Annotated in this window: 22 protein-coding genes; 18 read left to right on the forward strand and 4 right to left on the reverse strand. The window is 41.8% G+C overall.

Going from position 1 to position 22,854, the window contains the following annotated elements; translation table 11 throughout:
- Positions 1–334 precede the first annotated feature (334 nt).
- Both FVA72_RS09450 and tmaR read left to right on the forward strand, forming a co-directional pair.
- The gene (locus tag FVA72_RS09450; RefSeq protein WP_004253175.1) at positions 335–1,618 is read left to right on the forward strand and encodes an MFS transporter; all 1,284 of its coding nucleotides are present in this window, start codon (positions 335–337) and stop codon (positions 1,616–1,618) included.
- Positions 1,619–1,742: 124 nt separating this feature from the next.
- A complete protein-coding gene (gene tmaR, locus FVA72_RS09455) occupies positions 1,743–2,075 on the forward strand; it encodes a PTS system regulator TmaR (protein WP_004253179.1) in 333 nt (110 codons plus the stop codon).
- Positions 2,076–2,141: 66 nt separating this feature from the next.
- Here tmaR and FVA72_RS09460 read toward each other — a convergent pair whose 3' ends face one another.
- Positions 2,142–2,831 carry a helix-turn-helix domain-containing protein gene (locus FVA72_RS09460; RefSeq protein ID WP_036958098.1) on the reverse strand — a complete coding sequence of 230 codons (690 nt, stop codon included), beginning with the start codon at positions 2,829–2,831 and terminating at the stop codon, positions 2,142–2,144.
- Positions 2,832–3,041: 210 nt separating this feature from the next.
- Between FVA72_RS09460 and FVA72_RS09465 the strand changes: the two genes are divergently transcribed.
- From FVA72_RS09465 to FVA72_RS09475, 3 genes are read left to right on the forward strand one after another with little or no spacing between them, the layout of a single operon-like run.
- The gene (locus tag FVA72_RS09465) at positions 3,042–5,372 is read left to right on the forward strand and encodes a molybdopterin-containing oxidoreductase family protein (RefSeq protein ID WP_110591843.1); all 2,331 of its coding nucleotides are present in this window, start codon (positions 3,042–3,044) and stop codon (positions 5,370–5,372) included.
- Between the two features lie 2 nt (positions 5,373–5,374).
- Positions 5,375–5,923 carry a 4Fe-4S dicluster domain-containing protein gene (locus FVA72_RS09470; RefSeq protein WP_165119705.1) on the forward strand — a complete coding sequence of 183 codons (549 nt, stop codon included), beginning with the start codon at positions 5,375–5,377 and terminating at the stop codon, positions 5,921–5,923.
- A 2-nt stretch (positions 5,924–5,925) separates the two neighbouring features.
- Entirely contained in the window at positions 5,926–6,741 is an 816-nt protein-coding gene (locus tag FVA72_RS09475) for a dimethyl sulfoxide reductase anchor subunit family protein (protein WP_110591842.1), read from the forward strand.
- A gap of 220 nt (positions 6,742–6,961) precedes the next feature.
- On the opposite strand, the gene FVA72_RS09480 is transcribed toward FVA72_RS09475, so the two are convergent.
- Both FVA72_RS09480 and rne read right to left on the reverse strand, forming a co-directional pair.
- Positions 6,962–7,252 carry a putative quinol monooxygenase gene (locus FVA72_RS09480; protein WP_004253191.1) on the reverse strand — a complete coding sequence of 97 codons (291 nt, stop codon included), beginning with the start codon at positions 7,250–7,252 and terminating at the stop codon, positions 6,962–6,964.
- Positions 7,253–7,450: 198 nt separating this feature from the next.
- Positions 7,451–10,729, reverse strand: coding sequence for a ribonuclease E (gene rne / locus FVA72_RS09485; protein WP_110591841.1), 3,279 nt, complete (start codon positions 10,727–10,729; stop codon positions 7,451–7,453).
- 543 nt (positions 10,730–11,272) lie between these two features.
- On the opposite strand from rne, the gene rluC reads away from it, so the two are divergent.
- Positions 11,273–12,232: a 23S rRNA pseudouridine(955/2504/2580) synthase RluC gene (rluC, locus tag FVA72_RS09490; RefSeq protein ID WP_110591840.1), complete on the forward strand. Its 960-nt coding sequence runs from the start codon at positions 11,273–11,275 to the stop codon at positions 12,230–12,232.
- A 42-nt stretch (positions 12,233–12,274) separates the two neighbouring features.
- Here the strand turns inward: rluC and FVA72_RS09495 are convergent, their stop codons facing one another.
- Entirely contained in the window at positions 12,275–12,862 is a 588-nt protein-coding gene (locus tag FVA72_RS09495; protein ID WP_110591839.1) for a Maf family protein, read from the reverse strand.
- A 143-nt stretch (positions 12,863–13,005) separates the two neighbouring features.
- Here FVA72_RS09495 and yceD point away from each other — a divergent pair, with 143 nt between their 5' ends.
- The 12 genes from yceD to holB all read left to right on the forward strand — a co-directional run bounded on the left by yceD (position 13,006) and on the right by holB (position 22,847).
- Complete coding sequence (gene yceD, locus FVA72_RS09500) at positions 13,006–13,530, forward strand: 23S rRNA accumulation protein YceD (RefSeq protein WP_004253206.1); 525 nt, start codon at positions 13,006–13,008, stop codon at positions 13,528–13,530.
- A 12-nt stretch (positions 13,531–13,542) separates the two neighbouring features.
- A complete protein-coding gene (gene rpmF / locus FVA72_RS09505; protein ID WP_004253223.1) occupies positions 13,543–13,713 on the forward strand; it encodes a 50S ribosomal protein L32 in 171 nt (56 codons plus the stop codon).
- Positions 13,714–13,725: 12 nt separating this feature from the next.
- On the forward strand, positions 13,726–14,766 hold the full coding sequence (gene plsX / locus FVA72_RS09510; protein ID WP_110591838.1) for a phosphate acyltransferase PlsX: 1,041 nt from the start codon (positions 13,726–13,728) through the stop codon (positions 14,764–14,766).
- 9 nt (positions 14,767–14,775) lie between these two features.
- On the forward strand, positions 14,776–15,726 hold the full coding sequence (locus FVA72_RS09515; RefSeq protein ID WP_094960620.1) for a beta-ketoacyl-ACP synthase III: 951 nt from the start codon (positions 14,776–14,778) through the stop codon (positions 15,724–15,726).
- Positions 15,727–15,744: 18 nt separating this feature from the next.
- A complete protein-coding gene (fabD, locus tag FVA72_RS09520; protein ID WP_096863860.1) occupies positions 15,745–16,677 on the forward strand; it encodes an ACP S-malonyltransferase in 933 nt (310 codons plus the stop codon).
- A 7-nt stretch (positions 16,678–16,684) separates the two neighbouring features.
- Positions 16,685–17,419, forward strand: a complete 735-nt coding sequence (gene fabG / locus FVA72_RS09525) for a 3-oxoacyl-ACP reductase FabG (protein ID WP_004253233.1) — start codon at positions 16,685–16,687, stop codon at positions 17,417–17,419.
- 155 nt (positions 17,420–17,574) lie between these two features.
- Positions 17,575–17,811 carry an acyl carrier protein gene (acpP, locus tag FVA72_RS09530; RefSeq protein ID WP_004253236.1) on the forward strand — a complete coding sequence of 79 codons (237 nt, stop codon included), beginning with the start codon at positions 17,575–17,577 and terminating at the stop codon, positions 17,809–17,811.
- 77 nt (positions 17,812–17,888) lie between these two features.
- On the forward strand, positions 17,889–19,139 hold the full coding sequence (gene fabF / locus FVA72_RS09535; RefSeq protein WP_071585850.1) for a beta-ketoacyl-ACP synthase II: 1,251 nt from the start codon (positions 17,889–17,891) through the stop codon (positions 19,137–19,139).
- A 150-nt stretch (positions 19,140–19,289) separates the two neighbouring features.
- Positions 19,290–20,120: an aminodeoxychorismate lyase gene (gene pabC / locus FVA72_RS09540; protein ID WP_110591837.1), complete on the forward strand. Its 831-nt coding sequence runs from the start codon at positions 19,290–19,292 to the stop codon at positions 20,118–20,120.
- 52 nt (positions 20,121–20,172) lie between these two features.
- Positions 20,173–21,195, forward strand: a complete 1,023-nt coding sequence (gene mltG / locus FVA72_RS09545; protein ID WP_096863863.1) for an endolytic transglycosylase MltG — start codon at positions 20,173–20,175, stop codon at positions 21,193–21,195.
- A gap of 5 nt (positions 21,196–21,200) precedes the next feature.
- Positions 21,201–21,830: a dTMP kinase gene (gene tmk, locus FVA72_RS09550; RefSeq protein ID WP_004253248.1), complete on the forward strand. Its 630-nt coding sequence runs from the start codon at positions 21,201–21,203 to the stop codon at positions 21,828–21,830.
- Between the two features lie 24 nt (positions 21,831–21,854).
- Positions 21,855–22,847: a DNA polymerase III subunit delta' gene (gene holB, locus FVA72_RS09555; RefSeq protein WP_110591836.1), complete on the forward strand. Its 993-nt coding sequence runs from the start codon at positions 21,855–21,857 to the stop codon at positions 22,845–22,847.
- Positions 22,848–22,854: the final 7 nt, after the last annotated feature.

The raw sequence follows: 22,854 nt of genomic DNA on the forward strand, positions 1-22,854 counted from the left end.
TCGATGGTTATATAGTAGATTGATAGTGGTTAATTTATTGGTATTCACTATACATTGTTGATTAATGATACCTTATCTACTGTGAAAGCTAAACCAAGGCTATCTGATATTGAACTGGCGCGATTGATAGTAGTTTAATTTGATAACTCGATAGAATATTTTACCCAGCAGGAGGTCGTTATCTTAAGTTATAAGTATTGTGATAACCGTCACATATATTAATTGTTAACGTTAACATTGGTGATTAACATCACAATTAATAGGTGATTTTGTGGTTTGTAATTAATGTTAACCTTAACATTTCATCAGGATAATTTTTGTTAGGTGATGAAATATGAATCGTGGTTCAAGAAAGTATTATGCCTCTTTGAGTGCATTATTGTTTTTTTTCTTTTTCACCTGGTCATCAACATTTTCTGTCGTTGCAATCTGGCTGCGTAAATATGTTGGTTTAGATGGCGCAGATACTGGGGTTATTTTTTCTTGTATTTCGATTGTGGCGCTTTGCGCGCAACCACTTTATGGATTCATGCAGGATAAATTAGGGTTACGAAAAAATTTACTATTATTTATTGCAGTATTACTGATTGCATCAGGGCCATTTTTTATGGTTTTTGGGACGTTGCTAAAATGGAATGTATTTTTAGGCAGTGCAATTGGTGGCTTATTTATTGGTATGACCTTTCACGCAGGGATTGGGGTGCTTGAGTCTTATACAGAGAGGGTCAGCCGATTACGTAATTTTGAATATGGTAAAGCGAGGATGTGGGGCTCATTGGGTTGGGCGACAGCTACCTTTTTTGCCGGGCGTAACATTAACGTGAACCCTGATTACAATTTTATTATGGCAACTGTTTCAGGCCTATTATTTTTAGTTATTCTATTGAAATTAAAAACGGCAAATACGGATGCTTATAATAGCCTTGAACATGGCAAACCTTCTACGATAACCGTGAAAGACGCTCTACAATTGTTTGTACAACCTCAATTTTGGGCTTTAATATTATTTGTATTAGGAACCTGTATATACAGTGTATATGACCAGCAATTTATGGTGTATTTTGCTCATCAATTTCAGAATGAACAATTAGGTAATGAGATGTACGGTTATCTAAACTCATTGCAGGTTTTCTTGGAAGCAGGGGGGATGTTTTTAGCACCATTTATCGTCAATCGGATAGGTGCTAAAAATGGGTTATTATTTGCGAGTTCAGTGATGGCGTTACGCATTATTGGTTCAGGCTTAGTTGATGGTGCAATTATGATATCGATAATGAAATTACTGCATGCCGTTGAACTCCCGATTCTTTTAGTCGCGATTTTTAAATATAACAGCCTTCATTTTGATAAACGTTTGTCATCGACACTTTATTTGGTTGGCTTTAGCTGCATGAGCTCTGTAGTTGCAAGTATTTTATCGCCATTAGCTGGCTGGGGATACGATCAAATTGGTTTTGCTCATACTTATCTCGTCATGGGGGGATTTGTGATTATTACGACAATATTATCTGCATTTTGTCTCAGAGGTGACGGGACAGGTAATCAAGAAATCGGAAGTAAAGATCAGAGAAATAAGTTTGATAAAGATCACTCTGATAATTTGGTCGTTAAAGTATAAAGTGAAATCAAGTTTCAGTGGAATAATTTGATAAATATGCGAAACGGGCTTGTAACACGATAGGATTAGAATGTATTGTGTTAATAGATAATGCGTTTTGAATATTGACTAGAGGGTTTTAAACATGGACAACGCTAACAAGCCGTCTTTCCAAAATGTTCTGGAATTTGTGCGTATGTTTCGTCGCAAAAATAAAATTCGTCGTGAAATCACCGACAATGAGAAAAAAATTCGTGATAACCAGAAGCGTGTTTTGCTACTGGATAACTTGAGTGAATATATAAAACCAGGCATGTCGATTGAGGATATTCAGGCAATTATTGCGAACATGCGTAGCGATTATGATGATCGTGTTGATGATTATATTATCAAGAACGCTGAGCTTTCCAAAGAGCGCCGTGAAATATCTAAAAAACTCAAAGAAATGGGTGAATTGCCTCGCATCGATGTAAAATAATCAACTTATAAAGCCGAGATAATCTCGGCTTTATTGTTTTTGAGTTATTATCATGAAGGTTTGTTGTTATAAATTTAGTTTATTAACTTGTTTGATTAATGCAGTTGCTAATCTTTCCATTTCATTTTCTGCAATAAATCCCATCGTCACTGCGGCAGCAACAAGCTGACCTTCGCCATTAAATACAGGACAAGCAATAGATTGCGCTCCGGGAATACCTTCTGTTGGTTGGTAACGGATAGCATAACCTTGTTGGGTCACTTTATTAATTTCGTCTTGTGAATAGGAATTAGAGCCAAATTGGCCATCAAATGCTGAATAAACCAGCCCTGCCGCACTTTTTACGACAGGCAATGGCGTGTTAGGTAAAAAGTCAATTTCAATATTTTTAAAGCTACGATTATATTTAACCAAAGAAAGTGCTTTCCCTAAGCGGGTGGCAACACCTGTTGAGACATTTTGTTCATCACGAAATTGAATCAAAGCATTATTAATAGTGTCGATATAAGAGTCTTCAGGTTTAACAAAATTGGCTAAGAAGGTTAAATTTCGGCCTAAGCCATAACGGCTAGTTTGAATGTCTTGATACAGCATTTGTGTACGGCATAGTGAAACAAGATATTTATGTAGCCGACTTTTTGATATCTCACAGCCTTTTGAAATATCCGCTGCGCGCGCAATACCTCCATTCTGAGCAATATAATTTAAAATGCTTACGGCTATATCAACAGAATTAACACCTTGCAGAGTAGACATACATAAACCACCTAAATTTAACAAGTTTGGGTATTTTACCATGAGTTGCCTTGTGCTGCTAACGACCCGACGTGACAAACAAATAATCCGAAAGCGGTAGTACGTTATTACCTATAAATAGATAGAATTATTGATGCTACTCAAGTTCACTTTTGGTGAATGGGGTATATATATAGTGAACTTTAAAAAGCAATGTCGAGGTTTACTATAATGAAAACTATAAATTCACTACGTTTGAAACGCCGAACTCTGCTTAAAGGGCTTGGTGTTGTGGGGTTGGCGAGTATTGCTCCCTGTTCTTATACACAAGAAAACAGCAATCACCCTTTACCTAAAGTGCGACTAAAATTGTCGGACTACAAAACATTTCGGTCAACTTGTGCAATGGAGTGTTTACATTGCAACCTAACTGCATATACCTATCAAGGTAAGCTGATGAAAATACAGGCGACTGAAGGGTTTAATGTCAAATGTTGCTTGCGAGGTATGAGCCGGACTAAATGGGTCTATCATGAACAACGCATCAAAACCCCATTACTGCGAGTCGGCGAAAAAGGTAAAGCGGAATTCAAACCGATAAGCTGGGATGAAGCGCTGGATCTTATCGAAAAAAATATCAGAGAAACCATTGATAAATATGGTAATGAAGGGTTATTTATTTCCACGCATGCAGGGAATATGGACTCTATCAAGAATGATATGGGAAAAGCCTTTTTTGATTATTTAGGCGGAGCAACGAAACAGGCGGGTTCATTGTGTTGTTCAGCGGTAACAGCAGCGATGATCCCAATGCTAGGTTTAAGGTATGCAGATACCCGAGATACGATAGCCGACAGCCGCTATATCTTGTGTTGGGGAAATAACCCTGCTGTTACCATGCAAGCCTATTTTAAAAATTATAACCAAGCGAGAAGAAATGGTGCTCGACTAGTGGTTATTGACCCGCGCTATAGTGAAACCGCGGCAAAAGCAGACGAGTGGGTCCCGATTATTCCAGGGACGGATACGGCTTTGGCATTGGGAATGATCAAAATCATTATTGAAGAAAACCGAATAGACGAAAACTTCCTTAGAACACATACAGGGGCTGTTTATTTAGTTGACACCAATCAGAAACAAGTTAGGCAAAATAATGACGATAAGGACAGTTATTTAGTTTTCGACATATTAAGCAAAAAATTAGTTCGTCATGATTCATCGGGTATTAAACCGGCACTATTCCAACAGGAGCTTCCTGAAGATTTGGGGTATACCACGGTTTTTGAGCAAATTTATCAACAAGCCAAAGCATGGGATGTTGCTCGAGTCAGTGAAGAAACCGATGTTCCAGCGGAAACTATCGTACGTCTTGCTCGGGATTACTCATCAATAACACCTTCAATGATTGTGCAAAATATGTCAGGAGCACAGCGAACTGAGCACGGTGCTTATGTTGCAGGAAGTCAATTCTACCTTGCATTACTCACTGGCAATATCGGTAAACGAGGGGCGGGGGTTTGTGATGCCGGTGGAGCTCGGCAAATGGCTAACTTTAGTCCAATCGTTCCTCCTGCTCCGAATGTGAAAAATATTCCACCTATTCCGGTGGCGAAAGTTGGTGATTTTATCGTCAATAAAAAGCCGCATCCGATTAATTTTTGGTGGATTATGACAATGGGGGTTATGACCCAATTACCGAATACTAACAAGGTTAGGGAGGCTCTGAAGAAAGTTCCATTTGTAGTGGTGGCTGATAATCTCATGAGCTCAACAGCGTTATATGCAGATTTAGTCCTACCTGTTACAACGATTTTTGAAGATACAAGTTTGATGGCGGGGGTACGTAGCCAATATGTTCAATTAATGGAACAAGCCGTTGAACCTGTTGGTGAAGCAAAACCCGATTATTGGATTTTCGCCCGGTTAGCAGAGCGTTTCGGCTTTGGAGATGTATTCAATAAGCCAATAGAACATTACATTGATGCCTGTTTAGTCGGTTCAGGCATCACTCGTCAAATGTTAGAAAAAGGCCCAGTACGTCCCGTAGAAGGAGACTGGATTCCTTTCAAAGACGGTATTTTTAGAACATCGACTAAAAAAGCGCACTTGTTTGTTGAAGATTGGCAAAAGAAAAATTTCTCACCTGTCGTCGCTTACTACCAAGTGACTGAGTCTGTTAAAGGTTCACCTGAATTAGCCAAAAAGTATCCATTAATGGCGGTTCAGCGCAAGTTAGCGCGTAGTGTGCATTCAAGTCATGGAATGAATGAATGGATTCTGGAAGTACAACGAAACCAGCCGAATGTTTTAATTCACCCAGAAGATGCTAAATCTAGAGGTATTCAGAATGGGGAATGGGCAATCACCTTTAATGACCGAGGAGAGCACAGAGCCATTGCTGTTGTGACAACGCATATTAAAAAAGGCGTGATTTCACTAGATAACGGCTGGTGGGAGCAGCAGGGGGGAAGCAGCAGTCATGTCACGAATGACCAAGTTGAACATTTGGGAACAGGGCACTGCTGTAATAGTACGTTAGTTGATGTCAGAAGGGAGGCGTAATCATGGTTAAGCAATATGGTTTTTTGATAAATACAAAAGATTGCTATGGTTGCCGTACTTGTTCAATGGCCTGTAAATCCGAAAATGTCACCCCACCAGGGGTTTTGTGGCGTCGAGTTCGCGAATTTAATGATGACTCACCGAATGCCCAAGCATTTATTACGATGTCTTGTAATCATTGTGATGACCCTCAATGTTTGAAAGTCTGCCCTGCTGACACCTATACCAAACGGGCGGATGGCATAGTCGTTCAAGACCATGAAAAATGTATCGGTTGCCAGATGTGTATCATGGCTTGCCCATATCATGCTCCTGTTTTTGATCCTGCCGAAGGGAAAACGAGCAAGTGTAATATGTGCGCAGAACGGTTAGATGAAGGGCTACTACCAAGGTGTGTGGAGTCTTGCCCGACGGGCGCTATTGAGTTTGGTGATATTACCGAGCTACGTAAAAAGCACATGACAAATTGGGCGGTACTGGAGCAGCGCTATAATATGCCCGATCACACAATTAGTAATCCAAATATTGTGATTATTGGGATGGAGGACTAATCATGGATATTAAACATATGGAACTCCCTCTGGTATTTTTTACAGTGATGAGCCAGTGGGGGATCGGGGCAGTTCTCGCATTAACTATTTACCAAATGAAAGCCAGCCAAGAGTCCCTATTATCAGGGCCTGTATTGCGTCGAGCAGTGCTATTGATATGGTTGATTGAAGTTATTGGCTCATCGATGTCAATGGGGCATTTAGGTGTGCCTCTTGAAGCATACCGTTCCGTTTTGGGGTTAAGCCATTCATGGTTAAGCCGCGAGGCCGTGACATTTGTATTATTAAATGGCGTTGTCACGTTATGGGCTCTATCTTGCTGGTTGCAACCCACAGTAAACATGCGCAACACGATATTAGGCTGGGTAAGTGGGATTGGTGGATTAGCCGCTATACTTGTCACGGCACAAGTCTATTATCAAATGGTCGCTCACCCATTATGGCATACTCCGGCAACACAAATCGCATTTATAGGCAGTGCAATTGTCCTTGGTTTTAGTCTAGTGGCCTTATTTGTTATTGGGCAAGGAAAGCCATTACCATCGTCAATTAAAGTCGGTGTGCTTATAGGCGTTGCATTGGTATTAATCGCGCAAATCATTCGCCTGCAATTACCTGCAAGCCAAGGTGGAAGCTATTTGCTGTGGTGGCAAGTTGTGATGAGTATGCTATTGCCTTGCATTGTGGCGATGAAAGGATATACGAAACCGCCATCGGCGATTTTAATTGCCTTAGTAATGTTAGCCATATTTAGCGGTGAATTAGCGGGTCGTGCCTTGTTTTATGGAGCGGTTATGATCCAAGCTCCTTGGTTCTAAAAATCCTCGTCATATTTCGGCCCGTCGCGTTGTTGGCGTCGCACACTCGCCCTAGTCACATACTTATGTATGCTCCTAGGGCCTCGTTTAGCTTGCCGCCTAGCGACAGACCGAACTATTTAGAGGATTATGTAGGTTTTTTTGTCGATATCAGAATTCGGCCTGTAGTGTTGTGTATGGGTTCTAGTTATATGCTTGGGGGTACGTTTAGCTAATGTGCTTATTCAAAAGCACCATTCATCAGTTTGATAATAGGGTCCGAACGCTTATAGCTGTTGATTAGAGGAACTAGGCGTTTGAAATGTTCGCTGGCACAGTGAATATCGAGCGCTTCTTGATTCGGCCACTCCTCGATAAAAATAAAGTGCCCAGGATCTTTTTGGTCAACGTAAAGGTCATAACTGATACACAATGGTTCTTGTTTAGTTGCAGCGACCAATTCACGGTATAGCGGCATAACAATCTCAATCGCTTCGCTTTGAATAAAATCTTCCGCAATGACTTTTAACATATATTTCCCTTTTCTTTATAAAATAACTGTGTATAAACACAGCAATACAAACACAAATTCGTTGAGAGCTCAATGTAAAAAACTGGCGAGATGATGAGTTTTTTTTAATTAAAAAATTTATTATTCATGAAATGTATTGTAATAAAAAAGCCTTGATAGTTTCTTATCAAGGCTTCTGTGTTTTAAAACTATTAAGTTTTAGTGACTAGATGGTTTTGCCATTGCAGAGGTTGCGACGTTTGAAGCAACATGACCACCTGCGCCGCCTTTCCCTTCAAAGGTTGAGGCTTCACGCTGATATTCAGTGATCTCAAATGGTGCAGCAGCACTTGCAGGTGCTGGTGCTTTTGTCATTGGAGAATAAGCATGACGTTTATGTAAGCTGACCGCTGGGCTGCTTGCTACCGTTGCTGGTTCAGCTACGGCAACAGGTTCGATAACTTCCTCGACACTGACTACCTCGGCTGATGCCGTGACAGAAACTTGTGGACGTTGCGCTTCTTCAACGACTTCATTCACAATAACAGGCGTTGTTTGTTCGTCCGCAATAGAAACGCTTTCAACCACTTCTGTTTGAGCTATTTCAACCTGTGGCTCAATAACTTCAGCCACTATTTCTACAGTCTCTTTTACAGCTTCGATGGTTTCAACTTCTTGCGAAACATCAGTTTTCTCTTCAACAACAACTGGAGTTGGTTCGACAATGTGTTCAACAACCGTTGCTTCGTTAGCTAATGGGGTTTCTTCTACATTAACCGTTTCTGTAGTGGTGTCTTGTACCTCGTGTTTAACCTCTTCAGCCACGACTGGAGAGACAATTACGTGGCTTTGTGACGCGGTAACATTTGAGGTTTCAGCTACAGAAGCTTCATTAACACTTTGTTGTTCAAGCATTTCTTCATTGGTGATGATTGCCATGCTTTCTTGTTGAGGCTGAGCAATCGGGTAATGAATAAATACTTTGCCAGACGCAAGCTCTGGTGAGGCAACGGCAGCGATTAATGGCATTGGTGATTTAGTTAAATGGCGCTCATCACGGTAGCGACGACGACGTTGACCACTGACACGCAAGTGACGAGGTGAACGACGAGAACGGCGTGGAATGATGGTGTCTTGTTTTTCTTCACCATCAACTTGAGCCACGGCTTCTTGACGCTCTTCAGTTTGTACTTCACCTTCAGTTTGGTTCACAGATACCGTTGGTGCAGGTAATGCTGCAACTGGCTCAGTGGTTACTTCAGGTGCCGTTTCAACAGGAGTAATGATTTGCTCGCTATCAGTAACACGGATTTTTTGTTCTAATTGGCGACGTTGACGACGTGGGGCAACCGGACGTTGTTCTTCTTCCTTTTCCACCGCATCTTCGACATGGCTTTGCTGAGCATCTTGCTGAGTTTTGGCCACTTGTTGTTGACGTTTTTCGTCTTGGCGACGACGGCGCTCAGCACGTTGTTCGCGACGTTGCTGCTGGTTGTCACGATTGTTAGACTCAGTTGCTTGCTCATCTTGCTGGCTCGTATTTTTATTATTACGGCCTTTATTACGAGTGTTCGCATCATCCGATGACGTATTACGGTTATTGCGATTATCACGGTTGTCACGATTATCGCGTGTTTCATTTTCATCGCGATCACGACGATTATTATTACGGCGATTATTATTGCGACGATCATTGTTACGGCGGCGGTCATTATTATTGCGGTTTTTCGGCGCTGGTTTCTCAACCACTTTTTCTTCTTCACCAAATAGGTTCTTGAAGAAAGCCGCAATTTTACTGAACAAACCTGGGGATGCAGGTTCAGTTGCCACTGATTTTACTGGTGCTTTTGTTGCAGTTTCTTTTGGCTTCACTGTAGACATGTCTACAGGCTCTTGCAGTGCAAAAGCTGAAATTGCAGGTTGCTCAGGGATTTTGCGCTCAGCGGTAGTCTCGTCACTTTGTGTCAAAGTGACGGTTTCGTGATATTGAGCTAAGTTATAGCTTAAAGTATTTACCTCTTCACCTTTACGAATGCGGATCACATGGAAGTGAGGCGTTTGCATTTGGTCATTAGGGACAATCACAACGCGAACATGGCTTTGGCGTTGTTCGATATCACTAACGGCTTTACGCTTTTCATTCAATAGGTAAGATGCAATTTGTACAGGAACAATGGCATGCACTTCGTGAGTATTTTCTTTCAGTGCCTCTTCTTCGATAAGGCGAAGAACAGACAGGGAAAGTGATTCGTTATCACGAATGGTTCCTGTTCCTGAACAGCGAGGGCACACGTGATGGCTGGATTCACCTAACGATGGGCTCAAGCGCTGACGTGACATTTCTAATAAACCAAAACGAGAGATGCGTGCAATTTGAATGCGAGCACGGTCTTGGCGTACAGCTTCACGTAAGCGGTTTTCTACTTCACGTTGATGCCTAACTGGCGTCATATCGATAAAATCGATAACAATCAAACCACCTAGGTCACGTAGACGTAATTGACGTGCAATTTCATCAGCCGCTTCTAAGTTAGTATTGAACGCAGTTTCTTCGATATCGCCACCACGTGTTGAACGTGAAGAGTTGATATCGATAGCGGTCAGAGCTTCAGTGGTATCAATAACTAATGCACCACCTGATGGCAAACGAACTTCGCGTTGGAACGCAGATTCGATTTGTGATTCAATTTGGTAGTGGCTAAAAAGTGGAACATCGCCACTGTAGTGTTTGATTTTGCTTGCAAAATCACCACGGCCGATAGCTTCGATATGGTTGCGTGCCATTTCGACAACTTTCGGGTTATCTATTAGGATCTCACCGATATCTGGGCGTAGATAATCGCGGAATGCACGAACAATAACGTTACTTTCTTGGTGGATCAAGAAAGGTGCAGGGCGGTTTTCAGCGGCTTTTTGAATCGCTTCCCAGTGACGTAAACGGTAGAGCAAATCTTGTTGCAGTGATTCTGCAGATTTACCCACACCCGCGGTGCGAACGATTAAGCCCATGCCGTCTGGAATTTGTAAAGAGGACAGCGCTTCTTTTAGCTCAGTGCGGTCTTCGCCTTCGATACGACGTGAAATGCCCCCCGCACGTGGGTTATTTGGCATTAAAACGAGGTAACTTCCTGCCAAGCTAATGAAGGTGGTTAATGCGGCACCTTTATTGCCACGCTCTTCTTTATCCACTTGAACGATAACTTCTTGGCCTTCTTTTAACACATCTTTAATGTTAGGACGGCCTTGGGAGTGATAGTTGCTTGGGAAGTATTCACGAGCGATTTCTTTGATAGGAAGGAAACCGTGTCTTTCAGCGCCATAGTCAACAAAAGCAGCTTCAAGACTAGGTTCGATACGAGTGATTTTACCTTTGTAAATATTGGCCTTTTTTTGCTCATGACCGGGACTTTCAATATCCAAATCATAGAGGCGTTGCCCGTCAACAAGGGCAACACGCAACTCTTCCTGTTGAGTTGCGTTTATTAGCATTCTTTTCATGTTATTACTTACTCATTATTTTCTTTTAAATAAAGAGCAGCGAAAGAAAGAGCTACTGTAAACCGATGGCCTCGTGATTTTTACAAAACCGTCTGCCTCGCGGCAGTCGTTCGTATAGAGACGCGCAGTATTCGGTGAACCTGATTTTTAGATTAAAAATTCAGCGTTCTTAATCAGGATGCCGTAAGTTATTAAAGAAAACGGAAGTTCCTAACCCAATAAGCCAAAATTCGTTGCTCGCTAATTTATTTGATGTTGCTAAATGTCTTACGCCATTGCTGCACTGTTACGCCATCAAATAAGAAATCCTATAAAACGTTAACTTTCGTTTTTTAAACATCTTAGCAACTTCATATTATTCCATTGCCATAGGTATTATAGCAAGTCGATACGGAAGTTATATGGAAATTTTATTTAGAAATAGGATAAATCATGCAGAAAATAACCAAATTAAAAAAAAAGATAAAAAATTTTGTGGAGTCGGTATGATAGGGAAAGCGAATAAGAGCATATTTTAATCAATTAGAGTTAACGCATTCCCGAATGAATACACAAAATCAAGTTCAATTTATTGACATCAGCGATGACGAAGCTGGGCAACGTATCGATAACTTTTTGCTCACTAAACTTAAAGGTGTACCAAAGAGTATGATTTATCGCATTATCCGCAAAGGGGAAGTGCGTGTTAACAAGGGGCGGATAAAGCCTGAGTATAAATTAGTCGAAGGGGACCAAGTCCGCGTTCCTCCCGTTAGGCTTGCTGAGCGTGAAACTGCAACGGTTTCGGCTAAACTGGATAAGGTCGCTGCATTAGCGAATTGCATTTTATTTGAAGATGACGTTCTCTTAGTGCTGAATAAACCATCTGGTACTGCTGTTCATGGTGGAAGTGGTTTAAGCTTTGGCGTTATCGAAGGCTTGAGGGCTTTGCGACCCGAAGCGCGTTTCCTTGAATTAGTCCATCGCTTGGATAGAGACACTTCTGGGATTTTGTTAGTGGCAAAAAAACGTTCTGCACTTCGCGCACTACATGAACAATTGCGTTTAAAACAAATGCAAAAAGATTATTTAGCACTCGTAAGAGGTAATTGGCAGTCCCACATGAAAGTTGTTCAAGCTCCTTTACTGAAAAATATTCTACAAAGTGGTGAACGTGTTGTTAAAGTTAGCAGCGAAGGGAAGCCATCAGAGACACGCTTTAAAGTGGAAGAGCGTTTTGATAATGCAACTTTAATAAAAGCGAGCCCTGTCACAGGGCGTACGCATCAGATTCGTGTGCATACTCTCTATGCGGGGCATCCTATTGCATTTGATGACCGTTATGGTGACAAGCAATTTGATAGCCAACTGGCCGGAACAGGTTTAAACCGCTTATTTTTGCATGCGAGCGCACTGAAATTTACACACCCTAAAACGGGTGAAGAGATGCGTTTGCAAGCTCCATTAGATAACCAATTGAATCACTGCCTAAAAATATTACGTAGTCGTAAAGCAGAAAAGTAGGTCATTTAATTAACTGGCAGGTATTACCTGCCAGTTAAATGATTAATTATCAAATAATGGACTAACTTGGTGTTGGCGTAACATTTCAAGTAATAGAATAAGTGGAAGCCCCACTAACGTATTGGGGTCACGCCCTTCCAAACGTTCAAATAAGCTAATCCCTAATCCCTCTGATTTAAAACTTCCAGCACATTGATAAGGCTCATCTTTAAGTAAGTAATTAGTTATTTCGGCGTCAGATAGTGATCTAAAATGAACGTGAAACAATTCACACTCGACATTAAACTTACCTGTTTCAGTATCGAGTAAACATAGGCCAGTATAAAAAGTGACCTTATTACCTGACGCGGATTTAAGCTGCTGAAAGGCATTATCAAAATTATGCGGTTTTCCCATAATTTTATTTCCAATTACACAGACTTGGTCAGAACCGATAACCAGGTGCTGAGGGTATTGAGCAGAGAGTGCGTTGGCCTTTTCATGAGATAAACGCATGACTAAAGCCTGAGCGGACTCATTCAATATGGGCGATTCATCAATATTGGGAGCCACTGCTAAAAAAGGCAATCCCAGTTTTTTTAGTAGGGCTTGTCGGTATGTTGAAGTTGACGCCAAAATAATCGATTTCATGATTTTTCTCGAAACTCGTAGCCAAAAGGGTTAACTCATTTTAAACTATAAAACGTAAAACCTACGGTTTTTTGGTGAAAAGGCGAGTTTACCCCGCCTTTTTCTTTGACTATAGCTCATTACAAAGTTAATATGCGCGCCTTATGCAAAAGGTAAAATTACCCCTGACTATCGATGCGCAGCGTGCAGCTCAGAAAAACCTCGACTATGTTGGGAGTTATACATCTGAGCAAGTTACACGAATTGCCGAATCAGTAGTCAGTGTAGATAGTGATGTAGAAACCGAATTATCATTTAAAATTGATAATCAGCGTTTGACTGTCATCGAGGGGAAATCCCAAGTGGATGTCACCTTACAATGCCAACGTTGCAGAACTGATTTCAAACATCATGTCTACGTATCGTATTGTTTTAGTCCTGTCGTCAATGACGAAAAGGCCGAAGCATTACCGGAGCTCTATGAACCGATTCAAATTGATGAATTTGGTGAAATAGATTTGCTGGGAATGATAGAAGATGAAATAATTCTATCCTTACCAGTGGTTCCGGTTCATGATTCTGAACACTGTGAAGTGTCCGAAGCGGACATGGTGTATGGTGAACTGCCTCCCGAGGCAGAAAAACCAAACCCATTTGCCGTATTAGCCAGTTTAAAGAAAAGTACTTAAGGAGTAAGGTCAATGGCCGTACAACAGAATAAACCAACTCGTTCAAAACGCGGTATGCGTCGTTCACATGATGCACTGACTGCTACCCTAGTTTCTGTAGATAAAACTTCCGGTGAAACTCACCTGCGTCACCATGTGACTGCAGATGGTTACTACCGTGGCCGTAAGGTTATCAACAAGTAATTTGTTGTTACCTTGGCTAATCTAACCATCGCGTTAGATGCTATGGGCGGGGATGTTGGTCCCCGCGTCACGGTGCCTGCTGCATTGCAGGCACTGGCATCTAATCCAGCACTCAAATTACTGCTTGTCGGTCAACCCGAAGCCATTCAACCCTTGCTTGCACAACAAAGTGCTGAGCTAATTTCGCGCGTCGAAATTATTCCTGCTGACGGCATTATCGCAAACGATGCAAAACCATCAAACGCGATAAGACAAAGCAAAGGAACGTCGATGCGAGTGGCCTTAGAGTTAGTGAAGACAGGGCAGGCACAAGCGTGCGTGAGTGCGGGAAATACGGGTGCGCTGATGGGCTTAGCGAAATTAATGCTAAAGTCTATAGAGGGGATTGAGCGCCCAGCGCTAATGACAATCCTACCTAATCAGCAAAAAAGTCAAACAGTAGTGCTAGATTTAGGCGCTAATGTTAATTGTAGTAGTGAAATGCTAGTCCAATTTGCCGTAATGGGTTCCGTGATGGCTGAAGAAGTGGTTAACATTTCTAAACCGAGAGTTGCGTTACTGAATATTGGCGAAGAAGAGAGTAAAGGGTTGGATAATATCCGCGAAGCCGCCTCAATATTAAAAGAAACGACATCAATTAACTACATTGGTTATGTAGAAGGTAACGAGTTACTGACAGGTAAAACCGATGTGTTAGTGTGTGACGGCTTCGCAGGTAATGTCTCATTGAAGACGATGGAAGGTGTAATACGCGTCATCCTTTCATTGATAAAATCGACCGGCGATCAACATAAAAAAAGCAGTTGGTTTATGCAACTGGCGAAAAAATGGTTAAAAAAACGTTTAATGAAACGTTTTGGGGACATGAACCCCGACCAGTATAACGGTGCGACTCTGTTAGGATTAAAAGGTATTGTCATCAAGAGTCACGGTGCAGCGAATGAAGGCGCTTTTAAAGCGGCTATTGACCGCGCAGTACAAGCTGTTGAAAAACAAGTCCCAGAAAGAATAACAGCGCGACTAAATATTGTTTTACCCAGGAGTGATCAATAACCTATGGCTATGTACAGTAAAATCTTAGGAACAGGCAGCTACTTACCAGCACAAGTACGTACCAATGCTGATCTGGAAAAAATGGTTGATACTTCTGATGAGTGGATTGTGACACGCACTGGCATACATGAAAGAAGAATTGCTAACGAAGAAGAAAGTGTTTCAGTGATGGGTTTTCATGCGGCCAAAAATGCGTTGGACATGGCACAAGTCGATGCAACCGACATTGGTTTAATTATCGTCGCAACCACATCAGCAACTCACGCTTTCCCTAGTGCTGCTTGCCAAATCCAACAAATGCTTGGTATTCAAGATTGTGCGGCATTTGATGTCGCAGCTGCATGTGCTGGTTTTACTTATGCGATTAGTATTGCTGATCAATTCGTTAAAACGGGCATGACTAAAAAAGCATTAGTTATTGGTGCAGATGCATTATCTAAAACATTAGATCCCGAAGACCGTGGCACAATTATTTTATTTGGTGATGCGGCAGGGGCTGTGGTTATTGGCGAATCTGAAGAGCCGGGTATCATTTCGACACATTTACATGCAGATGGCCGTTATGGTGATTTACTCACATTACCTAATCGTAGCCGTTGCTCTGAAGACCCTGCCTATTTGACCATGACAGGTAATGAAGTCTTTAAAGTTGCAGTGCGTGAATTAGCGCATATTGTCGATGAAACATTAGCACAGAGCGGCATTGCCAAAGAAGAACTTGATTGGCTAGTCCCACATCAAGCAAATTTAAGAATTATCTCTGCGACGGCGAAAAAATTAGATATGACAATGGATAAAGTCGTTGTCACATTAGACCGTCACGGTAATACTTCAGCAGCATCAGTTCCTACAGCGTTGGATGAAGCGGTGCGTGATGGCCGTATTCAGCGTGGTCAACTTGTGCTTTTAGAAGCCTTTGGTGGTGGTTTCACTTGGGGCTCTGCATTGGTTCGTTTTTAATTAACTGAGAAAATAGACATGACACAATTTGCTATGGTATTTCCCGGACAGGGTTCTCAGTCTTTAGGTATGTTAGCGGCACTAGCTGAAGAAAATCAGCTGGTTGAGCAAACATTCGCTGAAGCATCGGAAGCATTGGGTTACGATCTCTGGGCGTTAGTACAAAATGGGCCAGAAGAAGAATTAAACAAAACATGGCAAACACAGCCTGCGTTATTGGCAGCTTCTGTGGCTATTTTCCGTGTTTGGAAAGACAAAAATGGCGCAATGCCAACGATGATGGCGGGTCACAGCCTTGGTGAGTATTCTGCTTTAGTTTGTGCGGGTGTTATCGACTTCAAACAAGCGATTAAACTGGTTGAATTGCGCGGAAAACTCATGCAAGAAGCCGTTCCTGAAGGAACTGGTGCGATGTATGCCATTATTGGTTTAGATAATGAATCAATTGAAAAAGCTTGCCAAGAAGCCGCTCAAGGCCAAGTGGTTTCACCAGTTAATTTTAATTCACCAGGCCAAGTCGTCATTGCAGGTGAAAAAGCGGCAGTCGAACGTGCGGGTATCGCATGTAAAGAAGCGGGTGCAAAACGCGCATTACCATTATCTGTTAGCGTCCCTTCTCATTGTGCATTAATGAAGCCAGCTGCTGATAAATTAGCCGAAGCGTTAGAAAAAATTGATTTTTGTGAGCCAGACTATCCAGTTATTAACAATGTTGATGTTAAAATTGAGAAATCGGCACAAAATATTCGTGATGCTTTAGTCCGTCAACTGTATAATCCAGTACGCTGGACGGAAACAGTAGAATTAATGGCAGATCAAGGTGTTGAACATCTTATTGAAGTAGGTCCAGGAAAAGTATTGACTGGTCTTACCAAGCGAATTGTCTCTAATTTAACTGCCGTCGCAGTCAATGATCCTGTATCATTAAGCACTGCTTTAGAAAATAGCTGAGGACGACATGAGCTTTGAAGGAAAAATTGCACTGGTAACAGGCGCGAGTCGTGGAATTGGTAAAGCGATTGCTTTAACATTAATTGCTCGTGGTGCTACTGTTATCGGGACAGCAACCAGCGAAAAAGGCGCAGAAGCCATTACCGCTTATCTTGATGGCAAAGGTAAAGGTTTAGCATTAAACGTGACTGATGCAGCATCAATCGAAGAAACTTTGACCAAAATCCGCGAAGAATTTGGTGAAATTGATATTTTGATTAATAATGCAGGTATCACTCGTGATAACCTATTGATGCGTATGAAAGAAGATGAATGGCAAGATATTATTGACACCAATCTTTCATCCGTTTACCGTTTGTCTAAATCCGTTTTGCGTGCCATGATGAAAAAACGTTGTGGACGTATTATTTCAATTGCATCCGTTGTCGGTGTGATGGGAAATGCGGGGCAAACTAACTATGCAGCAGCGAAAGCAGGGTTAATTGGTTTTAGCAAATCATTGGCTCGTGAAGTCGCTTCTCGTGGTATTACTGTCAACGTCGTTGCACCTGGTTTTATCGAAACTGATATGACTAAAGCATTGACAGATGAACAGCGTGCAGGCATTTTATCTCAGGTTCCTGCGGATAGACTGGGTGATGCACAAGAAATTGCCAGTGCTGTAGCGTTTTTAGCTTCTGATGAAGCTGCTTACATCACAGGTGAAACATTGCATGTCAATGGTGGCATGTACATGATCTAAAGAAATGATGGAACTATTTGCATTTTTAATGTTATCTAACGCTAAATAATGCAAAATAATAGTTCCAACAGCCGGGATTGGGTTGTATCTTTTCCTGTATTTCATAAACTACGAAAACCATCGCGAAAGCGAGTTTTGATAGGAATTTTAATAGTATGAGCACTATCGAAGAACGCGTTAAGAAAATCATCGTTGAACAACTGGGTGTTAAAGAGGAAGAAGTTGTAAATACAGCTTCATTTGTTGATGACTTGGGCGCTGATTCTCTTGACACAGTTGAGCTAGTTATGGCTCTGGAAGAAGAGTTCGATTGCGAAATCCCTGACGAAGAAGCTGAAAAGATCACAACAGTACAGGCTGCGATTGACTACGTCGAGAACGCATCTAAATAATTGTACGAAAACTTATCTAGGCGATCACTCGATCGCCTATGTTCCTTTTGTAACTTTTCCCTCCTTGGAGGAAATACGTGTCTAAGCGTCGTGTAGTCGTAACCGGACTGGGCATGTTATCTCCTGTCGGCAACACAGTTGAGTCATCATGGAAAGCTGTTTGTGACGGACAGAGTGGTATCAGCCTAATCGATCATTTTGATACTACTAACCACGCAACTAAATTTGCTGGCTTAGTAAAAGATTTCAATTACGAAGAATTTGGCATCTCTCGTAAAGATGCAAAGAAAATGGATCCATTCATCCAATATGGTATCGCTGCTGGCTTTCAAGCCTTTAAAGATGCTGGATTGGAAGTAACAGAAGCCAATGCTACTCGAATTGGTGCAGCGATTGGTTCTGGTATTGGTGGGTTAGGCTTAATTCAGGACAACTGTGAGTCATTACTGCACGGTGGGCCTCGTAAGGTAAGTCCATTCTTCGTACCATCGACCATCATTAATATGGTGGCTGGTCATTTAAGCATTATGTACGGTTTCCGTGGTCCAAGTATTTCAATTGCAACTGCCTGTACATCAGGTGTGCATAATATTGGTCATGCAGCTCGTATGATTGCTTACGGTGACGCCGATGTAATGGTTGCAGGCGGCGCTGAAAAAGCGACTACACCACTTGGTGTGGCTGGTTTCGGTGCAGCACGTGCATTATCGACTCGCAACGATGATCCACAAGCGGCAAGTCGCCCATGGGATAAAGACCGTGATGGTTTTGTTCTGGGAGATGGCGCAGGTATCATTATTCTTGAAGAATATGAACATGCGAAAGCACGCGGTGCAAAAATTTATGCAGAAATTGCAGGTTTTGGGATGAGCAGTGATGCTTACCATATGACATCACCACCTGAAAATGGTGCGGGTGCAGCACTTGCAATGGAAAATGCACTAAATGACGCAGGAATCAAAGCGAGTGACGTGGGGTATATCAATGCTCACGGTACTTCAACTCCTGCAGGCGATTTAGCAGAAGCGCAAGCAGTCGTTAATGTATTTGGTGAGGGCACAGATGTATTAGTCAGCTCAACTAAATCAATGACTGGGCACTTACTTGGTGCTGCAGGTGCTATTGAGTCAATCTTCACTATTTTGGCATTGTGCGATCAAATTGTTCCACCTACCATTAATTTGGATAACCCAGATGAAGCGTGCAAACTGGATTTTGTTCCAGGTGAAGCACGTAAAGTGGATAACATGGAGTATGCTCTGTGTAACTCGTTTGGTTTTGGTGGCACCAACGGTTCATTAATTTTCCGTCGTTATCACGGCGAATAATTAATCTATTACCGTTAGTCATTAGCCCTAGTCACGTATTGTGGCTGGGGCTTTATTTTGCCCAGTTCTTTGCACAGTTCTTCGCTTTAGTTTATGATAATCCCACTTGATTACTGTCTGATTTATCAGCTTTTATTATAAGTATTATCAATGTCATATTGGGTTAATGGGCAGCTTTGCCAGCAAATAAGTGTTACTGATCGCGCAGTCTCTTTTGGGGACGGCTTCTTTACGACCATACATGGCGTTAATCAGCAAGCTAAAATGTTAAATGAGCATATTGCTCGGTTAAAGCACGATAGCCAAAGATTGAAAATTGCTCAGCCAGATTGGGAAAGGTTGGCAGAGCATCTAAAGCAGGTTTGTGCAGAACAGACTCAAGACGAATTTGTGGTCAAAGTGATTATTAGTCGCGGTACTGGTGGTAGAGGATATAGCTCTAAAGGTTTTACCTCGCCGACGGTGATAGTCAGCGTTTCTCCCTTCCCGAATAATTATGTCCAATTACAGTGCAAAGGGGCTAACCTCGTTCTCAGCCAAATTCCATTGGCTCGTAACCCATTGCTAGCAGGGATGAAACACCTCAACCGCTTAGAACAAGTCCTTATTAAGCAAGAGGTTGATGAACTTAATGCAGATGAAGCTATTGTGCTAGACACCGACGGTATTATTGTTGAATGCTGTAGTGCTAATGTTTTCTGGCGAATTGGTCAAACAGTGTATACCCCAGTTTTATCTCATAGTGGTGTGAATGGATTAATGAGACAAAAGATAATATCACTGTTACAAGATAGCCAGTACCATCTTCAACAGGTGGAACGCTTTGCTAACGTCTTAACTCATTGTGATGAAGTGGTTATTTGTAATGCGCTGATGCCAGTTTTACCGGTACAAAGTATTCAAATGGATAAACAACTTCCACCATTACAATTTGCGTCTCGTGAGCTGTTTGAGTATCTATTTTTGCGCTGCAAAATTTAGTTTTTATAAATGAATTAATTATTACCAATACACGCATTGAAATGGTCAATAAATGAAATTAGCCAAAAAAATCATTCTAATCGCCGTTACCCTGGCTGCTATTGTCGCAGCCGCGGTCTATTGGCAATATCGTCAAGTATTGGACTATGCCAAAACGCCAATTAACATCACACAAGAAAAAATTTTTACGGTACCAGCAGGAACTGGGCGTGTCGCATTTGAAGGGTTACTTATAGAAGATAACATTCTTGAAAAAGGGAATGAATTTCAATGGTTACTCAAACTACGGCCTGAACTGGCTCAGCTAAAAGCAGGAACTTACCGCCTGCAACCGGGTATGAATGTGGAACAACTACTACAATTAATTGTAAGTGGTAAAGAAGCACAATTTTCGATCCGTTTTATTGAAGGTAACCGTTTAAGTGATTGGGGTAATATTTTACGTGATGCTCCTTACTTAGAGCATAAAACTACCAACTTAACCCCGACAGAACTGCATGCCTTGATTGGGTTTAACGGAGAAGGGACTTTAGAAGGGTGGCTATATCCTGATACCTATTTATACACAGCGGGGACAACAGACGCTGAAATTTTAAAACGTGCTTATAAACGTATGCAAAACAGCCTTGATGAAGAGTGGAAAGGGCGTGATAGGGATTTACCCTATAAGAATGCCTATGAAATGCTTATTATGGCTTCGATTATTGAAAAAGAAACCGGTATTGATAGTGAAAGAGCCCAGGTTGCATCCGTATTTGTTAACCGCTTAAAGAAAAATATGCGTCTGCAAACCGACCCAACCGTCATCTATGGGTTAGGTGAAAAGTATCGTGGTAAAATTTATCGTAGTGATTTAGATAATTACACACCATACAATACTTATAAGATTGATGGTTTGCCACCAACACCGATTGCAATGCCGAGCCTTGCATCGTTAAAGGCTGCCGCACATCCGGCTAAAACGGATTACATATTCTTTGTCGCAGATGGTAAAGGTGGGCATACTTTTAGTCGTAATCTAAACGACCACAATCGTGCCGTTAAAGTTTACCGCCAATTTGAACAGCAAAACTGATAAAAATGAAAAACCAATTTATTGTTATTGAAGGACTCGAAGGCGCTGGTAAAACAACTGCAATCAATACGGTTGTGGAAACGTTGAACCAAGCAGGGATCACAGATATTGTTTTTACTCGAGAGCCTGGTGGAACGCCATTGGCAGAGAAACTCCGTGAGCTCATAAAGCAAGGTATTGCAGGTGATAAAGTCACGGATAAGGCTGAATTGCTGATGTTATATGCAGCCCGTGTACAACTGGTTGATACAGTGATCCAACCTGCATTAGCGGCTGGCAAATGGGTGGTCGGTGACCGTCATGATTTATCTTCCCAAGCGTATCAGGGGGGTGGACGTGAAATTGATCGTCATTTGATGCAATCATTACGTGACTTAGTGTTGGGCGATTTCAAACCTTCATTAACCTTATACCTTGATTTACCTCCTGAATTAGGTTTACAACGTGCAAGGTCACGGGGTGAATTAGATAGAATTGAAAAAGAATCGTTAGCCTTTTTCGAAAGAACACGCAGCCGTTATCTTGAGCTGGCTGCGGGTGATGAAACGATACTCACTATTGATGCCAGCCAAAATATTGAGCAAGTACAGCAAGATATTCGCCAAACGTTGACACAATGGTTAGCGCGTGCTTGATAAACCACATAAGGTATTAATCCCATGAATTGGTATCCTTGGTTAAATGAACCTTACCGACAAATTATTACTGCGTACCAAAACGGTAGAGGCCACCATGCGTTACTGCTTCACTCAATACCGGGAAATGGGGCACAAGCACTATGCTATGGAATTAGTCGTTGGCTTATTTGCCAAGAAAGAGACGGGCTAAAAAGCTGTGGGCAATGCCACAGCTGTCGTTTGATGCTCGCTGGTAATCATCCTGACTATCATATTATTGAAGTAGAAAAAGGGAAGTCTACTGTTAGTGTTGATGCGGTTAGAAAATTGATTGAAACCTTGAGTCGCCATGCTCAACAAGGCGGCAACAAAGTGGTGTATATTCCACAGGTTGAAGCATTGACAGATGCAGCAGCTAATGCGTTATTGAAAACATTGGAAGAGCCAGCAAAGGATACTTACTTTTTACTTGGAAGTGATAAACAAGAGAATTTGCTTGCGACCATTCGCAGCCGTTGCCTAAGTCATTTCTTACCTGCTCCCGATCCACAAATAGCACTCTACTGGTTGCAAAAGCAAAAGCCGGGTATTGCTGTTGAAAATGCGATAACGGCATTAAAAATATGCCAAGGTGCGCCACTTTCTGCACTAGCCTTATTGGATGAACAACGCTGGCAAAAACGTAATGCACTATGCCATAGTTTAGGTCATGCATTGCAAACGGGGGATATGTTGAGTTTGCTGCCTAGTTTGAATATTGATGAAGCGCCTGATGCCTTAAATTGGCTACTTAGCTTATTGGCGGATGCTATTAAAATTCAACAAGGGGCTGGGGCTTTTTGCATCAACCAAGATCAGCAATCTCAAGTTCTGCAATTAGCTGGTGCTATGAATCGAACACAGTTAATAAATATGTATGATAAGTGGTTATATTGCCGCCATCAATTACTGACAGTTCCTGCACTGAATCAGGAACTGATTCTGACAAATCAATTATTACAATGGGAAGCTTCGTTGTCTCTCCCTACATTTTAAAAAGAGT

It is taken from the genome of Providencia sp. PROV061, from assembly GCF_011045655.1.
In the GTDB taxonomy this organism is placed as follows: Bacteria; Pseudomonadota; Gammaproteobacteria; order Enterobacterales; family Enterobacteriaceae; genus Providencia; species Providencia hangzhouensis.